The organism is Gottfriedia sp. ABJ_BB2_2, from assembly GCF_055484705.1.
The window spans coordinates 61,303-77,220 of record NZ_JBVFKR010000003.1; the positions used below are offsets into that span (position 1 = coordinate 61,303).

Here is a 15,918-nt window from a genome sequence, read left to right on the forward strand (position 1 = left end):
GAGTGTTACCCATTAAATTAGAAGATTTCCTACCACATGATAAATTACAAGAAATGAATGAGAAAGAAATAAAGATTCTTGAAGCAGCCATTGATATTTTTGCAGAAAAAGGTTTTGTTAGTACCTCAACAAATGAAATTGCAAAAAAAGCAAATGTTGCAGAAGGAACAATTTTTCGTTATTTCAAAACAAAAAAAGATTTATTAAAAAGTATTATAAAACCAACTCTTGTCAAAACAATTGCGCCATTTGAGATGGATCGTTTTTCTAAAGCGGTATTTCATATGGAGTATGAAACCTTTGAAGATTTTCTAAAAGTGTTAATTGTAAACCGAATGGAGTTTGCAAAAAAGAATACCGCTGTCATAAAAATCATCATTCAAGAAATTCCATTTCAGCAAGAGATGCAAGAAGAACTAAAAAAACTGTTTAAAGAAAAAATGTATCCAAGAGTTGAAGCAGTTCTTCAATACTTTATAGATAAGGGTCAAATTGCAGATATGCCGATTCATACGATATTACGTTTAATTATTACAAGTGTAATGGGGCTTGTTGTTTCAACAATTGCATTAAAAGATATTACGATTTGGGATGAAAATCTAGAAATCGAACGGACCATTCAATTTATTAAAAAAGGCTTACAATAATGATTCAATTTTTGAAAAATATGGGGAAGTAGAAATGAAAACCAACGCTAATGAGATTTCAATCTCTAAGCGTTGGTTTTTAAGTTCATTAATTTTTGAATGATAATCCGTTTTCTAATAAAGCAGTTCTGAGTTTAGGTAAGGAAGCTGGGCCCATGCCGTGAAATTTCAAAATTTCTTTTTCACTAAAAGTTGATAGTTTTTCCAATGAAGTTATATCATTGTTTTCTAAAGCGCGTCTAGCAGGTGCTGAAAGTAGTGACAGAAATCCGTTTTCAGGTTTTCGTTCCTGCTCACAAGTCGGGCAGGTTGGACAATCAGTACTTTTATAATATTTGTGTCCTTTGTTGCAAACCCTTAAATTCTTTTCAGAAGTTGCCATTTTAAAGATCTCCTTAATCCACTTTACGTTTTATAAAGTACGAATCTAACACCTTCATTTTATCACAAATGGATTATAGTCAATCAATATAGATTGATGTATGTAAAAATGTAGCTATTTTGAAGCTGTTTTTATTACAATCTATTCCTTCCATTTTCCTTCTTTTCCTCTAATTCCCTGCTCAAAGTATGAATAAATTATGTTATAGTAAGTTAGACATTGAGAAGGGAAGGTGTAGATCACGTGAATATAAAAAAACTACAAGCAAAAGTAAATGATTTTAAAACATTCGGTGCAATTACGACAGCATTAGCAACTTTTTTCTATATCGGGACTCTACTACCAAAGGACGGTTTATCCCAATCTAAAATTATCGTAATAGAATGTATTGTGTTCGGAATGCTTATTTTATCTCTAGTATTTTTCCTAACATCTAATCATTTTTATCGTAAGCTGAAAAATGAAGAACAAGCATAAAAAACCACTGTGAAAACAGTGGTTATTTTTTATCCTTTTTCTTATCCTTTTCTGCTCTTAAAAATTCATGGTACATTTTCATTAATGCACGTTTTTCAATTCTCGAAACATAACTCCTAGAAATACCCAATTTTTTGGCAATTTCACGTTGTGTTAGCTCCTTATCCATATCAATACCAAATCTTTGTATAATAACATCTTTTTCACGTTCATCCAAAATTTTGATATATTGTTTTATTTTTTCTAATTCCATATTTAATTGAATTTGATCAACAACGTCTTCTGTTTCTGTTTTTAATATATCGAGCAGAGAGATTTCATTCCCCTCTTTATCTTGGCCAATAGGGTCATGTAAAGAGACATCTTTTTTCGTTTTCTTTAAAGCTCTTAAATGCATAAGTATTTCGTTTTCAATACATCGAGCAGCATAGGTTGCTAATTTGGTTCCTTTTCCTTGAACGAAGCTCTCAATTGCTTTAATAAGACCGATAGTACCAATTGAAATCAAGTCCTCGGCATCTTCACCTGTATTTTCAAATTTCTTCACAATATGCGCTACGAGTCTTAAATTATGTTCTATTAATAAATTTCTTGCTTCTCCATCACCCTCAGCCATCCGATTTAAGTAAAGTGTTTCTTCAGCTTGTGAGAGCGGCTGCGGAAATGCATTGTTTTTTACATACGAAACAAACACAAACACTTCTTTTAAGAAAAGACTTAAGGCGGTAAATAAACCAGGCATATTATCACTCCTAAGGAAGGTTAGGTAAGTTGTTATTTATATATCTATGAGTTGAAAGCTTCTTGTGTGTCTGTACCATATAAAAAATGTAAGGAAAGTAAAAAAAATGTTGAAAAGAGTAAGCGCTACCATTTCAGTAGACATGTATCTTTTTAAAAAATGTCACATATTCTAAGAAAAAAATGCATTGACAGTCCATTTAGCAGTACTATATAATCCTCATTAATACCTTTTATGAAGAATTTTTTGACAATTTAATACGTTGTGATGAAAAGAGCACAGTAGGCATAACTTCACTGTTTTAGAGAGCTGACGGTCGCTGAAAGTCAGTACAAAAGCTATGCTGAATTACATTCTTGGAGCAATTTCTTTCTCTTCTTTAGAATGAGATAGAAACGGTCGATGATCGATCGTTAACAAAACGAAGGTGGTGAACATTTTTTGTTCACAACTAGGGTGGTACCGCGAACAAATTAATTCGTCCCTACTGTTTATTCAGTAGGGATTTTTTATTTTCATTTTTTACATACTTACTTCAATTTTTATGAAGTTGTATTGGCATTATAAAAACTAATAATCAAAAATTTGGGAGGAAAAAGAAATGAGTACAAACAATGAATTAGTACAATTACGTGACAAGGTGGATGAAATTAATTTAAAAATTGTTGAGCTTTTAAATGAGCGAGGTACAGTTGTACAGGAAATTGGTAAACAAAAAATAAAGCATGGAATTAAACGTTTTGATCCGGTACGTGAACGTGAAGTACTAGATATGATTGCGAATGTAAATGATGGACCGTTTGAAACATCGACACTACAACATATTTTCAAAACGATATTCCAAGCAAGCCTTGAATTACAAGAAGACGATCACAGAAAAGCACTGTTAGTATCAAGAAAGAAAAAACCAGAAAATACGATTGTAAGAGTGAAAAACGACTTACTTGGTGATGGTTCACAATCATTTATTATGGGGCCATGTGCAGTAGAAAGTTATGAACAGGTTCGTGCAGTTGGGCAAGCAATGAAGCAACAAGGTTTAACAATGATGCGTGGTGGAGCATTTAAACCAAGAACATCTCCATATGACTTCCAAGGATTAGGATACGAAGGATTACAAATTTTAAGAGATGTTGCAGATGAATTCGGTCTTTCAGTCATTAGTGAAATATTAAATCCAAACGATGTGGAACGCGCTTTAGAATACGTTGATGTAATCCAAATTGGTGCACGTAATATGCAGAACTTTGATTTACTTCGTACGGTAGGTCAAGTAAATAAACCAGTATTATTAAAACGTGGTTTATCTGCTACAATCGAAGAATTTATTAATGCAGCAGAATACATCATTTCTCAAGGAAATGATCAAATCATCCTTTGTGAACGAGGAATTCGAACTTATGAGCGAGCAACTCGTAATACATTAGACATCTCAGCAGTTCCAATTTTAAAGAAAGAAACACATTTACCTGTAGTTGTTGATGTTACACACTCTACTGGTAGAAAAGATTTATTATTACCAGCTGCAAAAGCTGCTTTAGCGATTGGTGCAGATGCAGTCATGGCTGAAGTTCACCCAGATCCAGCGGTAGCACTATCGGATTCAGCTCAACAAATGAACATTCCACAATTTGAAGAATTCATGCATGAGCTAAAAGATTTCCGTGCAAAACTTCAGTCATAAGCTTCAACAATCTATTTAAGGAAAGATGGGCGGTGAGGGCGTGAGAAAGAATGTCCTCTTAATTGGCACAGGTCTAATTGGCGGTTCTATCTCACTCGCAATCAAAAAAGTTCATGATGTGAATATAATCGGTTTTGATGTGAATGAATCGCAGTTAGAAATAGGTAAGAGAATGAAAATATTAGATGCATCCTCGCTTCAACTGAAAGAATGTGCCGAGGATGCACATCTTATCATCTTTTCATGTCCTGTTGAAGAATCAATCAAATATATTCATATTTTGAGTGAGTATCAATTAAGAGAAGATGTCATTATTACGGATGTAGGTAGTACGAAAGGTGAGATTATGAGGCATTCGAAAATTCTTACTGATAAAGGTTACTGCTTTATCGGTGGACATCCAATGGCTGGTTCTCACAAAACTGGAATTGAAAGTGCAAAGGTTCATTTATTTGAAAATGCATACTATATTTTATCACCTAATGAACATACTACTAAGGATCAAATTGATGAGCTCAAAAATTGGTTAAAGGGGACAGGGTCTCATTTTGTTGTCATAGATGAAAAAACGCATGATAACATAACTGGGGTTGTCAGTCATTTCCCTCATTTAATTGCTGCTAGCTTAGTAAAGCAAGTCCAAAAATATTCTAAAATTGAACCATTAGCAACTTCGCTTGCTGCTGGAGGGTTTAGAGATATAACGAGGATTGCATCAAGTAGTCCGAAAATGTGGACTGATATTGTGGTTCAAAATAAAGATACGCTTCTCTCTCTCATCTCAAACTGGATAGAAGATATGAAAGAAATGTATCATTTAGTTGAGCAGCAAGAACATGAAGAAATATACAATTATTTTAAAGAATCAAAGGAATTTCGTGATAACATGCCTGCAAAAGCAAATGGAGCAATACCAAGCTATTTTGACTTATATGTAGATGTGATGGACCGTGTTGGAGAGTTATCCAATATCACGACAATTTTATCAATTCACCAAGTCAGCATTACTAATTTAAGAATAATTGAATCAAGAGAAGGCTTACCAGGTGTCCTTAGAGTTAGTCTTCAAACTGAAAAAGATCGAGACAAAGCAAAAAACTTTTTGAATGTTAACGGCTATGAAACATATATTGTCAATTAAATGAAAGCACTTCATCAGGATTGGTGAAGTGCTTCTTTATAGAAATAAAAATGAATAGTCAGTCTATTTTGTGTACCAATTTTCTGAAATTTATATTATAATTTAGTTGTTAGTCAAAAAAACGTTTAATGGAGGGAATTTTTATGTCTCAGTTTGAACAATTACTAGAAAAATATGCTGAACTTGCTGTAAAAAGTGGAGTAAATATCGTACCAGGACAAACATTACATATAAACGCACCAATCATTGCTGCTGAATACGTTCGTAAGGTTGTTAAGTATGCTTATGAAGCAGGAGCTAAGCTTGTAAACATTGATTGGAATGACGATGCAGTAACACGTACGAAATATGAATTAGCTCCAGATGAAGTATTTGGAGAGTTCCCAGCTTGGAAAGTAACAGCTATGGAAGAATTAGCTGAAAATGGTGGTGCTGTTCTTTCAGTCATCTCACCAAATCCAGAGTTATTAAAAGGAATCGACCCAAAACGTATTGCAACATTCAACAAAACAGCTAATACAGCATTACATAAATATCGTGAATATATGATGGCCGACCGAATTCGTTGGTCGATCGTTGCTATTCCTTGTAAAGAATGGGCAGAAAAAGTGTATCCAAATGAAAATATTGATAAGGCAATGGAATTACTTTGGGATTCTGTTTTCAAAATTTGCCGTGTAGACAATGAAAACCCAGTTCAAGCTTGGGAAAAGCACAATGATTTCTTACAAGAAAAAGTTGTTCAATTAAATGACAAACGTTATAAAACATTACATTATACTGCACCGGGTACTGATTTAAAACTAGACTTAGTTGATGATCATGTATGGAAAGGTGGAGGAGCAAACAGTGAAGATGGAAAATGGTTCAATCCAAATATTCCAACTGAAGAAGTTTTCTCTATGCCACATAGCCACGGCGTAAATGGTACTGTTACAAGTACGCTTCCTTTAAACTATGGTGGAAATTTAATCGAAAACTTCTCTTTAACATTTAAAGATGGTAGTGTAGTTGATTTCACAGCTGAAAAAGGCTACGATACATTACAACATTTACTAGATACTGATGAGGGAGCTCGCCGTTTAGGTGAAGTAGCATTAGTTCCTCATGATTCTCCGATTTCAAATACGGGATTAATTTTCTTTAACACGTTATATGATGAGAATGCATCTTGTCATTTAGCACTTGGTAAAGCATACCCGAACAATATGAAAGATGGAGAAAAATTAGCTCCTGAAGAGCAAGCAAAACGTGGTATTAACCAAAGTTTAACTCATGTTGATTTCATGATTGGATCAGCAAAACTAAACATTGATGGTATTAAAGAAGATGGCACAGTGGAACCAATTATGCGTAATGGTAACTGGGCATTCTAATCTTAGTTAAGAAAAGACATCACTTAATTTATTAAGTGGTGTCTTTTTATTCGAATTTAATATGTAGTTTTAAATTAAGTGATGGGATAAACAGGTTATTGGTATATAATGGAAATGATATTTTAAATATGTCTATTGATACCAAATTGAGTGAAATAATTGGAGGTTATTGTATGGATCTTTCGTATGAAATTTATATTAATTCAAAACCTGAGGACATTTGGAATATTTTTATTTCCCCTGAAGGTACAAAAGCTATTTTTTTCGGATGTATATTGAAATCTACTTTTGAAATAGGAGCATCTTATGAATATATTGGCCCTGGAGCAGATGGAGATGAAACAGTTCATGTATATGGTGAGATACTTGCTTATGAACCATATAAAATGATGAGTTACACAGAGCATGCAGGACCATCATATCGAGAAAACCATGCAGAACTTGAGACTAGAATAACTTTATACCTTGAAGAGGTAGGGAATTGTACGAAACTTAAACTAGTTAATGACAAGTGGCCAGAAAATCATCCATCATACGAAAATACGAAATCAAGTTGGCCGATGATCTTGAGTAATGTTAAAACACTTGCAGAAACAGGTAAAACTTTGGATTTTGGTTGGTAAATAAACCTTAAAGATTATTTCAATGGGAACATAATAAATAAGACCTCCGACTAAATGTTTGAGGTCTTATTTTGTATTCTTATTTAAATATATGTAGTCCAAGATAAGCACTGAAAATACACAATATAGTAGAAAGTAAAACATAATAAATGGCTATTTTATATTTCTTGGAAATCATTAATTGAATTGCCTCATAACTAAAAGTCGAAAAGGTTGTGAAAGCACCTAAAAACCCCACCCCAAAAATGAGCCAAAGCTTAGTGGAAATAACTTGATCCATATACAAATGATTTGTTATTCCGAGAAGCATCGATCCTATGATATTGATAAGAAAAGTACCAAGTGGGTATGAAGTTTTATTATATTTTGAAATGATATTACCAAGAGCGAACCTCGAAACTGCACCTAAACCACCAAATAAACCAATCATCATCATGAAATAGCTGCACCTTCTTTTTTATTAAATTGGGTTGATAGCTTATATCCAGAAAAAGATAAAAAGGTCCCAATCAAAATGCTAAGAAATATATAAAGGATGCTAACAATAAATTGTTTTTCGTTCATAAGAAGTACATTTTCTAGTGAAAATGTAGAGAATGTTGTAAATGCTCCTGTAAAACCTGTTCCAATTAATAAACTATATTCAGGTTTAAATCGTGTTTTTGCGAAAGGTAAAAATGCTCCAAGAAAGAAGCTACCAATGCAATTAATGAAAAAGGTTTGAACAGGAAATCCACTTGCTAATGGATGAATCGCGTTACCAACAAGATATCGAGAGATTGATCCAATAAATCCGCCTATAAAAACAAATAAGTAATTCATCATCGTGAACTTCACCTCTTTAAATCTATCAATAGAAAAACGCTCCAGTTCGGAGCGTTTAACAAATTTACTTTATCAAATAAAAAGCCAAAATTGAAACAAAGTTGTTTAAAAAATGAGCTAAAATAGAAACTTCTATACGCTTCGTCTTGATATATAGTAAACCAAAAATTAATCCTGCTAAAGAATATTGAATTAAGGCATAAAATGAAAATCCTGCAATCATATGCAATAATCCAAATCCAAATGAACTAACAACTAATCCAACATATGGAAGTTTTTTGAAAATGGAACCGATAATTAATTTACGTGTGATCCATTCTTCTTTGATTGGTGCTAAAATGATTGCTGAGATCATCATTAATACAGGATTTGAAGTTAATAAATCTTCTACTGCTTTTTGATTATCTGGTGTAGCAATTGAAACGCCGAAACTTTTAAAGATAAAATCTAACAATGCCGCAGTTACTATTAGCGCTATATATCCACCTATTATTAAAAAGATATCGTATACAGAAATTTTAATTCTTCTTAATTTAAGAATGCCGTTCTTTTTTGTATAGTAGTATAGCCACCATAGACTGATGAAACCAAAAATTGTGTCTAAATAAATAGAAACATCTGTAAATACTTTATAAAGTTCGTCATTTGATATATTCATCCCAGTTACAGCAACTACAATTGCACCTATGATCGAACCAAGAAATATAAGGACATTCAAACCGATTACAAATATTAAAATATAATAAACTAGTGTCTTAATAGCTGTCTTTCGTTCATTAGGAATATTTTCAGGTATGAATGTATTGTAATGTAAGTCGTTTTTCATTCGTTTCCCCCAATACACAGTTTATCTATAAGTACAAATTTTAATAAGAATTTTAACACAACTTCATACTAACATATCTTATTTTATCTTAAAATTGATGTTGAAAGAACTAATTTTACGCCTGAAGAAAAAATAAATCAATAAATTAAAGTTAATACCTTGATTGATAGTTTTTAACTTCATTTGGTGAATGGGGTCTAAGGTCTAAATTACTTCTACTATTATTTGATTCTTGTACTTTCGTATTTAGCGATACAATTCAAAATAGCGATTTATTAATAAGGGCTACATTCGTATCCATTGCAACTTCCACTATTATCAACTTTTGTCTTAATCATTACATAAAAAAGGAACAATCTGTTAAAAGTGCATTAAAAAAAGTGACTGATAGAATGGACCATCAGTCACTTAATCAGTACGATTATTTTTGATATTCTAGTTCTCTTACTTGTTCCATTTGATTTTTAATACTCTCCATTTTATAGTCCAAAGCATTAACAGTAGTTGAAGCTTCATGTAAGCTCTCAATAATTTCGTATGGGACTTTTTTATTGTATTTATAGAAAATTTTATGTTCAAGACTTGCCCAAAAATCCATAGCAACTGTTCGTATTTGAATTTCAACTTTGACTCTTTTCGTTTCAGATGCAAGGAAAATAGGTATTTCAATAATCATATGAAAACTTTTATATCCGTTTGGTTTTGGATTTTTTATATAATCTTTAACTTCTATTATATAGATGTCATCTTGCTGCTTTAACAACTCATAAATTTTATAAATATCACTGATAAACGAACAACTAATTCGAACGCCAGCTACATCATTAATATAGTGTTCAATATTATGTTGTGACAATTCAAGTCCTTTACGTTCAAGCTTTTGAATAATACTTTCGGGTTTTTTAATGCGAGATTTTACGTGTTCAATTGGATTATGATCATGATTTAATGTGAATTCTTCATTTAATATTTTAATTTTCGTATTAATTTCATCTAACGCAAATTTGTATATTAAAAGAGTGTTTTTCCATTCACCTAAGCTTTGTTCTTCAAACATAGGCTACCTCCTAATAGTCATTACATCCGTATTGTAACAGGTGAATGTGAACTTAGTGTGAAATACAGATGAACGATTAGTGACAGTATTATAAATCTAGAGTAAAGTAGAAGAATAAGGAGTTTATAGATATGGGCAGTTCAGATGTAAGAAAGAGTAGACAAGAAGAACGATTAATGAAATAAGAAGAATAGGAATTAAGAAATTAAATTAGATAAGAATATAAAAAAGTCATTTTATTTTAGTAAATAAGGGGTAAATAGATGAAACAAGGATTTTATCGTATGTTTATTGAGCTTACAAATAACAGGTTAACTTCGGGATTTCTTAGGAATTTCTCGACTTCGAAATTGAGTAAGGTACTCATTAAACCATATATTAATGCGTTTAAGCTAAATATGGAAGAAAGTAAGAATACATCCTTTCCAACATTACATGCATTATTTACAAGAGAATTAAAAAATGGTGCAAGACCAATTTATGCAGGTGATAATGAATTAGCTTGTCCAGTTGATGGTGTATTAGAATCTCATGGGAAAATTGAAAAGGATATACAATTTGTTGTTAAAGGAAAAACATATAGTATTATTGAAATGTTAGGTTCAAAAGAAATGGCAGATAAGTATAATGAGGGATATTATATGGTGCTATATTTAAGTCCTAGTCATTACCATCGTATACATAGTCCAATCGAAGGTGAAGTCCTTTCTCAATTTGAATTAGGTGCTAAATCATATCCCGTGAATAAAGCTGGTTTAACATATGGTAAAGATCCTCTTTCAAAAAACTATCGAGTAGTTTCAGAGGTGAAAAGTTCTGAAAACGGGAAGCATGTAGCGATGATTAAAGTTGGAGCGATGTTTGTCAATACAATCGTAGTAACTGCAAAAGAAAAACAACTTAAAAAAGGTACTGAAGTTGGATATTTTTCTTTTGGTTCAACAGTTGTCTTATTATTTGAAGCAGATAGTTTTACACCAAATAATGAATTAAAGTCTGGTCAACCTATAAAAGTAGGAGAAAACCTAGGGAAACTACACTAAACTATGATGTAGTTTGCACTTTTTTTCACGAAATGAGAGCCATCGTGTAGAAAGATGGTTCTTTTTCTGTTATTGTAAAGAGTGCTTGTATTTTTATTTTACTTGTATTATTTGCTTATATTGAAAATAATAAAAAGTATTAGGATGTTTGTCTAATATAATAGTCGAGGCCTCTTCTTTTTATTTCTTTTTCAATTAAATAAATAAAGGCCGGATCTAATTGCAGACCAAGTGCTTTTTTGTAGGACTCAAGTAACAAATCATCATTTAATTTGTACATAATATTGCCCAGCTGGGCTTCACCTCCGCGTGATAAAAGTGTTGGAAATACTTTGTAAGCCTAATGTATCAAATTTTTTTCAATAGAACAATCGTTCGTTTATCCACACAAATCGGTGGATAAGTTGTTAGTAATTTGTTTATATTTTCTGAAAATGCAGATGTATGGCAATAGGATAATGTGTATATTCTTATCCACAACGATGGTATTTGTTGTTATTTGTCGAACGATTTTATGAATATTATGAGGTGTTTATCATGTTAAAAAAGTTTTTACCGAATGAATTTGTAAATAATGTCTATGCAATCACGCCTGAGCATTTGAAAAACTTAGGTATTAAAGGAATTATTACCGATTTAGATAACACATTAGTTGAATGGGATCGTCCTTTAGCTACACCGGAGTTAACAAATTGGTTTAGAAGCATGAAAGATGCAGGGATTAAAATAACTGTTGTTTCAAACAACAATGAAACACGAGTAGGAAAGTTTTGTGAGCCACTTGGCATTCCATTTATACATCGTGCTCGAAAACCTTTATCAGTATCATATAAGAAAGCATACCAATTATTGAACTTGAAGGCTGATGAGGTTTGTATGATTGGAGATCAGCTTTTAACAGATGTATTTGGAGGAAATCGACAAGGTATTCATACAATCCTAGTTGTTCCAGTTGCGAGTACGGATGGAGTTTGGACAAGATTTAATAGAATGGTTGAACGTAGAATTCTTTCCTCATTTAAGAAACAAGGATTACTACAATGGGAGGATAAAAAGTGAGTCATAATGAAATAAGATGTATTGGTTGTGGAGTCGAAATTCAAACAGAGGATAAAAACAAATTAGGTTTTGCACCACCATCATCATTAGAAAAAGAAGAAATTATTTGTCAACGCTGCTTTCGTTTAAAGAACTATAACGAAATTCAAGATGTCGAGTTAACAGATTCTGACTTTATCCGTATTTTAAATGGAATTGGCGATAAAGATTGTCTTGTCATTAAAGTAGTCGACATTTTCGATTTTTCGGGAAGCTGGTTAAATGGGTTAAACCGTTTTGTTGGAAAAAACAAAGTCTTACTAGTTGGAAATAAAGCTGATTTAATTCCAAAGTCAGTTAAGAAGAATAGACTTACACAATGGATGAGTGGAACAGCAAAGCGTTGGGGATTACATCCGGTTGGTGTACATTTAATAAGTGCAGCTAAAGGTACTGGAATTGATGAATTGGCTGATCGTATTGAAGAGCTAAGAGAAGGTAAAGATGTGTACGTGGTAGGTTGTACAAATGTTGGTAAATCAACATTTATTAATACAATGATTAAGCGTTATAGCGAAGAAAATAATAATATTATCACAACATCACATTTTCCTGGAACAACTCTTGATTTAATACAAATCCCTCTTGATGATGAAAGTGATTTAATTGATACGCCGGGAATTATTAATCATCATCAAATGGCTCATTTTGTTGATAAAAAAGGTTTGAAAATCATTACGCCTAAAAAAGAAATCAAGCCGATGGTTTATCAATTAAATGAAAGTCAAACATTGTTCTTTGGTGGATTAGCACGTTTCGATTATCTAGAGGGTGGTAGACGATCATTTACTTGTCATTTCTCAAATGATCTATCAATCCATCGTACAAAACAAGAGAATGCAGATGATTTATATGAAAGACAAGCAGGTGAACTGTTAGTACCACCATATGGCGAACAAATAAATGAGTTACCAAAATTGGTAAAGCATGAATTTATGATAAAAGAAGGAAAAACGGATATCGTTTATTCTGGACTTGGTTGGATTACTGTAAATGAACCAGGTGCAAAAATTGTTGCTTATGCACCAAAAGGCGTAGGTATAACACTTCGTAATTCAATTATATAAGATTGATTTGGGGGCGGGAGAGATGAGAGACCAATTTTATGTGATCGGTCAACCGATTGGTCATTCAATGTCACCAACTATGCATAACGAATGGTTCCATGAAAATCAAATCCATGGTCATTATGCTGCGAAAGAGGTTGGTATATCAGATCTAGAATCAATTGTGACTGAATTCCGTTCAACATCGAATGGATTTAATGTTACAGCACCTTTGAAAGTTGAAGTTATGAAGTATTTAGATGAAATCGATCCATTAGCCAAAGAAATAGGTGCAGTCAATACTGTTATCAATAAAAATGGTCGACTTTATGGGAAAAATACAGATGGAATTGGTTATTGTAGAGGATTATCTCTTGTTTTAAAAAGTCCAATTGAGCAGGAAAATATTTTAATCATTGGTGCAGGCGGTGCGGCAAGAGCAATATTGTGTAGCTTATTGCACTTAGGTGTAAGGCAAATTACGATAACAAACCGTACGACGGAAAAAGCACTGGAATTAAAAAATGGATTATTATTAAAAGATCAAGATGTAAAAGTTATTTCTATTACAGAAGCCGAAGAACAATTAGGTTCTTATTCTCTAGTTATTCAAACAACGTCTGTTGGAATGAAACCGAATGAAGCTGCAAAACCAATGTCTCTTCATAACTTATCAGCTGATACAGTTGTGTCTGATTTAATCTATAGCCCGTACAAAACTGCTTTTTTAAATGAAGCAGAACAAAAAAATGCAAAGATTCAAAATGGATTACCGATGTTTATTTATCAAGGTGCGTTAGCATTTCAAGAGTGGACAGGAATTTTTCCAAATACAATTAATGCATATAAATTATTAGAAGAAAAGCTTGGAGGAACAAAATGTTAACTGGTAAACAAAAAAGATTTTTACGTTCAAAAGCACATCACTTAAACCCTATTTTTCAAGTAGGTAAGGGTGGAGTTAATGAAAATATGGTTAAGCAAATTTCAGAAGCACTTGAAGTTAGAGAGCTTTTGAAAGTAAGTATACTTCAAAATTGCGATGATGATCGTTATGATGTAGCTGATCAGCTAGTTGAAGGTACAGACGCTGAACTAGTACAAGTAATTGGACATACAATTGTTTTATATAAAGAATCAGAAGAAAATAAAACAATCGTATTACCTTAATGAGACAATACCGTTAATTAGAGGAGAAGCGAATTAATGGATAAACAAAAAGCACTTTCTATTGTAAAAGATAAACTAACAAACGCGCGTTTTACACATACTATTGGTGTGATGGAAACTGCTGTCCGTCTTGCCGAACAGTATGGTGCAGATGTGAAAAAGGCTGAGTTAGCTGCAATTTTCCATGACGTCGCAAAATGTATGCCGATTATTGAATTAAAAGAAATAATGGAGAATAATCAACTCTCATTAGAACTTTTACAACATAATAAAGAACTTTGGCATGCTCCTGTAGGTGCATTTCTTACAAAACATGAATATGGAATAGAAGATGAAGATGTATTACAAGCAATAACTTATCATACGAGTGGTCATGAAGAAATGAACATTTTAGATAAGGTAATTTATGTAGCAGATTATATTGAACCTAACCGCCAATTTCCGGGTGTCGAAGAAGCGAGGAGATTAGCTAATTTGGATTTAAATCAAGCACTGTTGTATGCATTAAAAAATACTATCACATACTTAATTGAGAAAGAACAAAGTGTTTACCCATTAACGGTTAAAACCTATAATTCAATATTAAAGCAAGTTAAATGTTAGGGGGAACTAAAATGAATGAAAAAGAACTAATGATGCTAGCTGTTAAAGCTGCTGATGATAAAAAAGCTGAGGAATTAGTGGTTTTAGATATGAAAGGAATATCTGCAATCTCGGATTATTTCATTATTTGTCATGGTAACTCAGATAAACAAGTACAAGCTATTGCAAGAGAAGTAAAGGATCAAGCACTTCAAAATGGGAGAAATGTGAAACGTTTAGAAGGTTTTGACGAAGCTCGTTGGGTATTAGTAGACCTTGGAGATGTAGTCGTACACGTATTCCATCGCGAAGAACGCGGATATTATAATTTAGAAAAATTATGGGGAGATGCTCCGTCACTTGATGTTTATGGAGAGCTTCTTTCATGACATACAATCGCTTCGCGTATTTGTATGATGAATTAATGAATGATGTACCTTATGATAAGTGGTTACAGTTCGTTAATGACGTTTTTCAAAAGTATGACATAAATCAACCGACAATTCTTGATCTCGGATGTGGGACAGGTACGCTACCCATTTTATTAGCAAAACAAAATTACATGGTAAGTGGTGTAGATTTATCTGAAGAAATGTTAAGTGTTGCAATGGCAAAAGCAGACCAAGAACGAGTGCAAATTCCATTTTTTCAACAAAATATGATGGAATTAGAAGGATTCGAACAATTAGACTGTATTACCATATTTTGCGATTCACTTAATTATTTAGATTCCGAAGATCAAGTATTACAAACGTTTAAAAAGGTTCACGAAAGTTTAAAGGATCAAGGGCTATTCTTATTCGATGTTCATTCTCCATATAAAATTGAAGAAATTTTTGGTGAAGAAACATTTTTCATCGATGATGAAGAATTAAGCTTAGTCTGGTCTTGCACTCAAGGTGAACAGTCTTTAAGCGTAGAGCATGATTTAGTGTTCTTTATGAAAGAAGAAAGTCGTGATTCATATGAACGTTTTGAAGAATATCACATTCAAAGAACGTTTCCAATCGAAACGTATCGTGCTTTATTAAATCACGCAGGATTTGTTGTGAAAGAAATAATTGGTGATTTTGACCAAGTAGTAGAAGAAGCATCAGAGCGAATCTTTTTTATAGCAATTAAAAAATAAAAAACCCTTTAGAGAAAATTCTTTTTCTTAAAGGGTTTTTTGCTTTATTAACGAGCAAAAAATGAAATTT

At 32.5% G+C, this 15,918-nt stretch carries 21 protein-coding genes and 1 other annotated feature; of the genes, 14 read left to right on the top strand and 7 right to left on the bottom strand.

The window, feature by feature from the left end; genetic code table 11:
- The first annotated feature begins 2 nt into the window (after positions 1-2).
- Positions 3-647: a TetR/AcrR family transcriptional regulator gene (locus ACX6U0_RS09025; protein ID WP_464959629.1), complete on the top strand. Its 645-nt coding sequence runs from the start codon at positions 3-5 to the stop codon at positions 645-647.
- A gap of 88 nt (positions 648-735) precedes the next feature.
- Here the strand turns inward: ACX6U0_RS09025 and ACX6U0_RS09030 are convergent, their stop codons facing one another.
- Entirely contained in the window at positions 736-1,029 is a 294-nt protein-coding gene (locus ACX6U0_RS09030; RefSeq protein ID WP_464959630.1) for an RNA polymerase alpha subunit C-terminal domain-containing protein, read from the bottom strand.
- A 243-nt stretch (positions 1,030-1,272) separates the two neighbouring features.
- On the opposite strand from ACX6U0_RS09030, the gene ACX6U0_RS09035 reads away from it, so the two are divergent.
- On the top strand, positions 1,273-1,506 hold the full coding sequence (locus tag ACX6U0_RS09035; RefSeq protein WP_464959631.1) for a YrhC family protein: 234 nt from the start codon (positions 1,273-1,275) through the stop codon (positions 1,504-1,506).
- A 22-nt stretch (positions 1,507-1,528) separates the two neighbouring features.
- Here the strand turns inward: ACX6U0_RS09035 and sigK are convergent, their stop codons facing one another.
- A complete protein-coding gene (gene sigK, locus ACX6U0_RS09040; protein WP_087998686.1) occupies positions 1,529-2,248 on the bottom strand; it encodes an RNA polymerase sporulation sigma factor SigK in 720 nt (239 codons plus the stop codon).
- 258 nt (positions 2,249-2,506) lie between these two features.
- Positions 2,507-2,737, top strand: a binding site (T-box leader).
- 112 nt (positions 2,738-2,849) lie between these two features.
- Here sigK and ACX6U0_RS09045 point away from each other — a divergent pair.
- The 4 genes from ACX6U0_RS09045 to ACX6U0_RS09060 all read left to right on the top strand — a co-directional run bounded on the left by ACX6U0_RS09045 (position 2,850) and on the right by ACX6U0_RS09060 (position 7,072).
- On the top strand, positions 2,850-3,932 hold the full coding sequence (locus ACX6U0_RS09045; RefSeq protein ID WP_464959632.1) for a bifunctional 3-deoxy-7-phosphoheptulonate synthase/chorismate mutase: 1,083 nt from the start codon (positions 2,850-2,852) through the stop codon (positions 3,930-3,932).
- Between the two features lie 40 nt (positions 3,933-3,972).
- A complete protein-coding gene (locus ACX6U0_RS09050; RefSeq protein WP_464959633.1) occupies positions 3,973-5,073 on the top strand; it encodes a prephenate dehydrogenase in 1,101 nt (366 codons plus the stop codon).
- Positions 5,074-5,216: 143 nt separating this feature from the next.
- Positions 5,217-6,449, top strand: coding sequence for an aminopeptidase (locus tag ACX6U0_RS09055; protein ID WP_464959634.1), 1,233 nt, complete (start codon positions 5,217-5,219; stop codon positions 6,447-6,449).
- Between the two features lie 173 nt (positions 6,450-6,622).
- Entirely contained in the window at positions 6,623-7,072 is a 450-nt protein-coding gene (locus tag ACX6U0_RS09060; RefSeq protein WP_464959635.1) for an SRPBCC domain-containing protein, read from the top strand.
- Between the two features lie 79 nt (positions 7,073-7,151).
- Here the strand turns inward: ACX6U0_RS09060 and crcB (ACX6U0_RS09065) are convergent, their stop codons facing one another.
- The 4 genes from crcB (ACX6U0_RS09065) to ACX6U0_RS09080 form a co-directional block, all read right to left on the bottom strand.
- Positions 7,152-7,508 (bottom strand): fluoride efflux transporter CrcB, encoded by a 357-nt coding sequence (crcB, locus tag ACX6U0_RS09065; protein WP_464959636.1) that lies wholly within the window; start codon positions 7,506-7,508, stop codon positions 7,152-7,154.
- Positions 7,505-7,897, bottom strand: coding sequence for a fluoride efflux transporter CrcB (gene crcB / locus ACX6U0_RS09070; RefSeq protein WP_464959637.1), 393 nt, complete (start codon positions 7,895-7,897; stop codon positions 7,505-7,507). Before crcB (ACX6U0_RS09070) ends, crcB (ACX6U0_RS09065) begins: the two co-directional genes overlap by 4 nt.
- A 64-nt stretch (positions 7,898-7,961) precedes the next feature.
- Positions 7,962-8,723: a lysostaphin resistance A-like protein gene (locus tag ACX6U0_RS09075; RefSeq protein WP_464959638.1), complete on the bottom strand. Its 762-nt coding sequence runs from the start codon at positions 8,721-8,723 to the stop codon at positions 7,962-7,964.
- A gap of 421 nt (positions 8,724-9,144) precedes the next feature.
- Positions 9,145-9,780 carry a GTP pyrophosphokinase gene (locus ACX6U0_RS09080; protein ID WP_464959639.1) on the bottom strand — a complete coding sequence of 212 codons (636 nt, stop codon included), beginning with the start codon at positions 9,778-9,780 and terminating at the stop codon, positions 9,145-9,147.
- A gap of 263 nt (positions 9,781-10,043) precedes the next feature.
- Here ACX6U0_RS09080 and ACX6U0_RS09085 point away from each other — a divergent pair, with 263 nt between their 5' ends.
- Positions 10,044-10,823, top strand: a complete 780-nt coding sequence (locus ACX6U0_RS09085; protein ID WP_464959640.1) for a phosphatidylserine decarboxylase — start codon at positions 10,044-10,046, stop codon at positions 10,821-10,823.
- A gap of 139 nt (positions 10,824-10,962) precedes the next feature.
- Here the strand turns inward: ACX6U0_RS09085 and sda are convergent, their stop codons facing one another.
- On the bottom strand, positions 10,963-11,103 hold the full coding sequence (sda, locus tag ACX6U0_RS09090) for a sporulation histidine kinase inhibitor Sda (RefSeq protein WP_087998695.1): 141 nt from the start codon (positions 11,101-11,103) through the stop codon (positions 10,963-10,965).
- 257 nt (positions 11,104-11,360) lie between these two features.
- Here sda and ACX6U0_RS09095 point away from each other — a divergent pair, with 257 nt between their 5' ends.
- The 7 genes from ACX6U0_RS09095 to ACX6U0_RS09125 are packed head-to-tail and all read left to right on the top strand — an operon-like array spanning position 11,361 to position 15,848.
- Positions 11,361-11,882 carry a YqeG family HAD IIIA-type phosphatase gene (locus ACX6U0_RS09095; RefSeq protein WP_464959641.1) on the top strand — a complete coding sequence of 174 codons (522 nt, stop codon included), beginning with the start codon at positions 11,361-11,363 and terminating at the stop codon, positions 11,880-11,882.
- Entirely contained in the window at positions 11,879-12,988 is a 1,110-nt protein-coding gene (gene yqeH / locus ACX6U0_RS09100) for a ribosome biogenesis GTPase YqeH (protein WP_464959642.1), read from the top strand. Before ACX6U0_RS09095 ends, yqeH begins: the two co-directional genes overlap by 4 nt.
- Before the next feature lie 22 nt (positions 12,989-13,010).
- Positions 13,011-13,853, top strand: coding sequence for a shikimate dehydrogenase (aroE, locus tag ACX6U0_RS09105; RefSeq protein ID WP_464959643.1), 843 nt, complete (start codon positions 13,011-13,013; stop codon positions 13,851-13,853).
- Complete coding sequence (gene yhbY / locus ACX6U0_RS09110; protein ID WP_087998699.1) at positions 13,847-14,137, top strand: ribosome assembly RNA-binding protein YhbY; 291 nt, start codon at positions 13,847-13,849, stop codon at positions 14,135-14,137. The genes aroE and yhbY overlap by 7 nt, the downstream gene beginning before the upstream one ends.
- Positions 14,138-14,173: 36 nt before the next feature.
- Positions 14,174-14,740: a bis(5'-nucleosyl)-tetraphosphatase (symmetrical) YqeK gene (gene yqeK / locus ACX6U0_RS09115; RefSeq protein WP_464959644.1), complete on the top strand. Its 567-nt coding sequence runs from the start codon at positions 14,174-14,176 to the stop codon at positions 14,738-14,740.
- 11 nt (positions 14,741-14,751) lie between these two features.
- On the top strand, positions 14,752-15,108 hold the full coding sequence (gene rsfS / locus ACX6U0_RS09120; RefSeq protein ID WP_192602805.1) for a ribosome silencing factor: 357 nt from the start codon (positions 14,752-14,754) through the stop codon (positions 15,106-15,108).
- Positions 15,105-15,848 (top strand): class I SAM-dependent DNA methyltransferase, encoded by a 744-nt coding sequence (locus ACX6U0_RS09125; protein ID WP_464959645.1) that lies wholly within the window; start codon positions 15,105-15,107, stop codon positions 15,846-15,848. The genes rsfS and ACX6U0_RS09125 overlap by 4 nt, the downstream gene beginning before the upstream one ends.
- Positions 15,849-15,918: the final 70 nt, after the last annotated feature.

Bases quoted from the DNA above. Each gene is read 5' to 3' on its own strand.
- ACX6U0_RS09125 (WP_464959645.1), top strand. From the start codon at position 15,105: ATGACATACAATCGCTTCGCGTATTTGTATGATGAATTAATGAATGAT.
- ACX6U0_RS09045 (WP_464959632.1), top strand. From the start codon at position 2,850: ATGAGTACAAACAATGAATTAGTACAATTACGTGACAAGGTGGATGAA.
- ACX6U0_RS09060 (WP_464959635.1), top strand. From the start codon at position 6,623: ATGGATCTTTCGTATGAAATTTATATTAATTCAAAACCTGAGGACATT.
- sigK (WP_087998686.1), bottom strand. From the start codon at position 2,248: ATGCCTGGTTTATTTACCGCCTTAAGTCTTTTCTTAAAAGAAGTGTTT.
- aroE (WP_464959643.1), top strand. From the start codon at position 13,011: ATGAGAGACCAATTTTATGTGATCGGTCAACCGATTGGTCATTCAATG.
- sda (WP_087998695.1), bottom strand. From the start codon at position 11,103: ATGTACAAATTAAATGATGATTTGTTACTTGAGTCCTACAAAAAAGCA.
- yhbY (WP_087998699.1), top strand. From the start codon at position 13,847: ATGTTAACTGGTAAACAAAAAAGATTTTTACGTTCAAAAGCACATCAC.
- yqeK (WP_464959644.1), top strand. From the start codon at position 14,174: ATGGATAAACAAAAAGCACTTTCTATTGTAAAAGATAAACTAACAAAC.
- ACX6U0_RS09095 (WP_464959641.1), top strand. From the start codon at position 11,361: ATGTTAAAAAAGTTTTTACCGAATGAATTTGTAAATAATGTCTATGCA.
- rsfS (WP_192602805.1), top strand. From the start codon at position 14,752: ATGAATGAAAAAGAACTAATGATGCTAGCTGTTAAAGCTGCTGATGAT.
- ACX6U0_RS09085 (WP_464959640.1), top strand. From the start codon at position 10,044: ATGAAACAAGGATTTTATCGTATGTTTATTGAGCTTACAAATAACAGG.
- ACX6U0_RS09030 (WP_464959630.1), bottom strand. From the start codon at position 1,029: ATGGCAACTTCTGAAAAGAATTTAAGGGTTTGCAACAAAGGACACAAA.
- ACX6U0_RS09055 (WP_464959634.1), top strand. From the start codon at position 5,217: ATGTCTCAGTTTGAACAATTACTAGAAAAATATGCTGAACTTGCTGTA.
- crcB (WP_464959637.1), bottom strand. From the start codon at position 7,897: ATGATGAATTACTTATTTGTTTTTATAGGCGGATTTATTGGATCAATC.
- crcB (WP_464959636.1), bottom strand. From the start codon at position 7,508: ATGATGATGATTGGTTTATTTGGTGGTTTAGGTGCAGTTTCGAGGTTC.
- ACX6U0_RS09075 (WP_464959638.1), bottom strand. From the start codon at position 8,723: ATGAAAAACGACTTACATTACAATACATTCATACCTGAAAATATTCCT.
- ACX6U0_RS09080 (WP_464959639.1), bottom strand. From the start codon at position 9,780: ATGTTTGAAGAACAAAGCTTAGGTGAATGGAAAAACACTCTTTTAATA.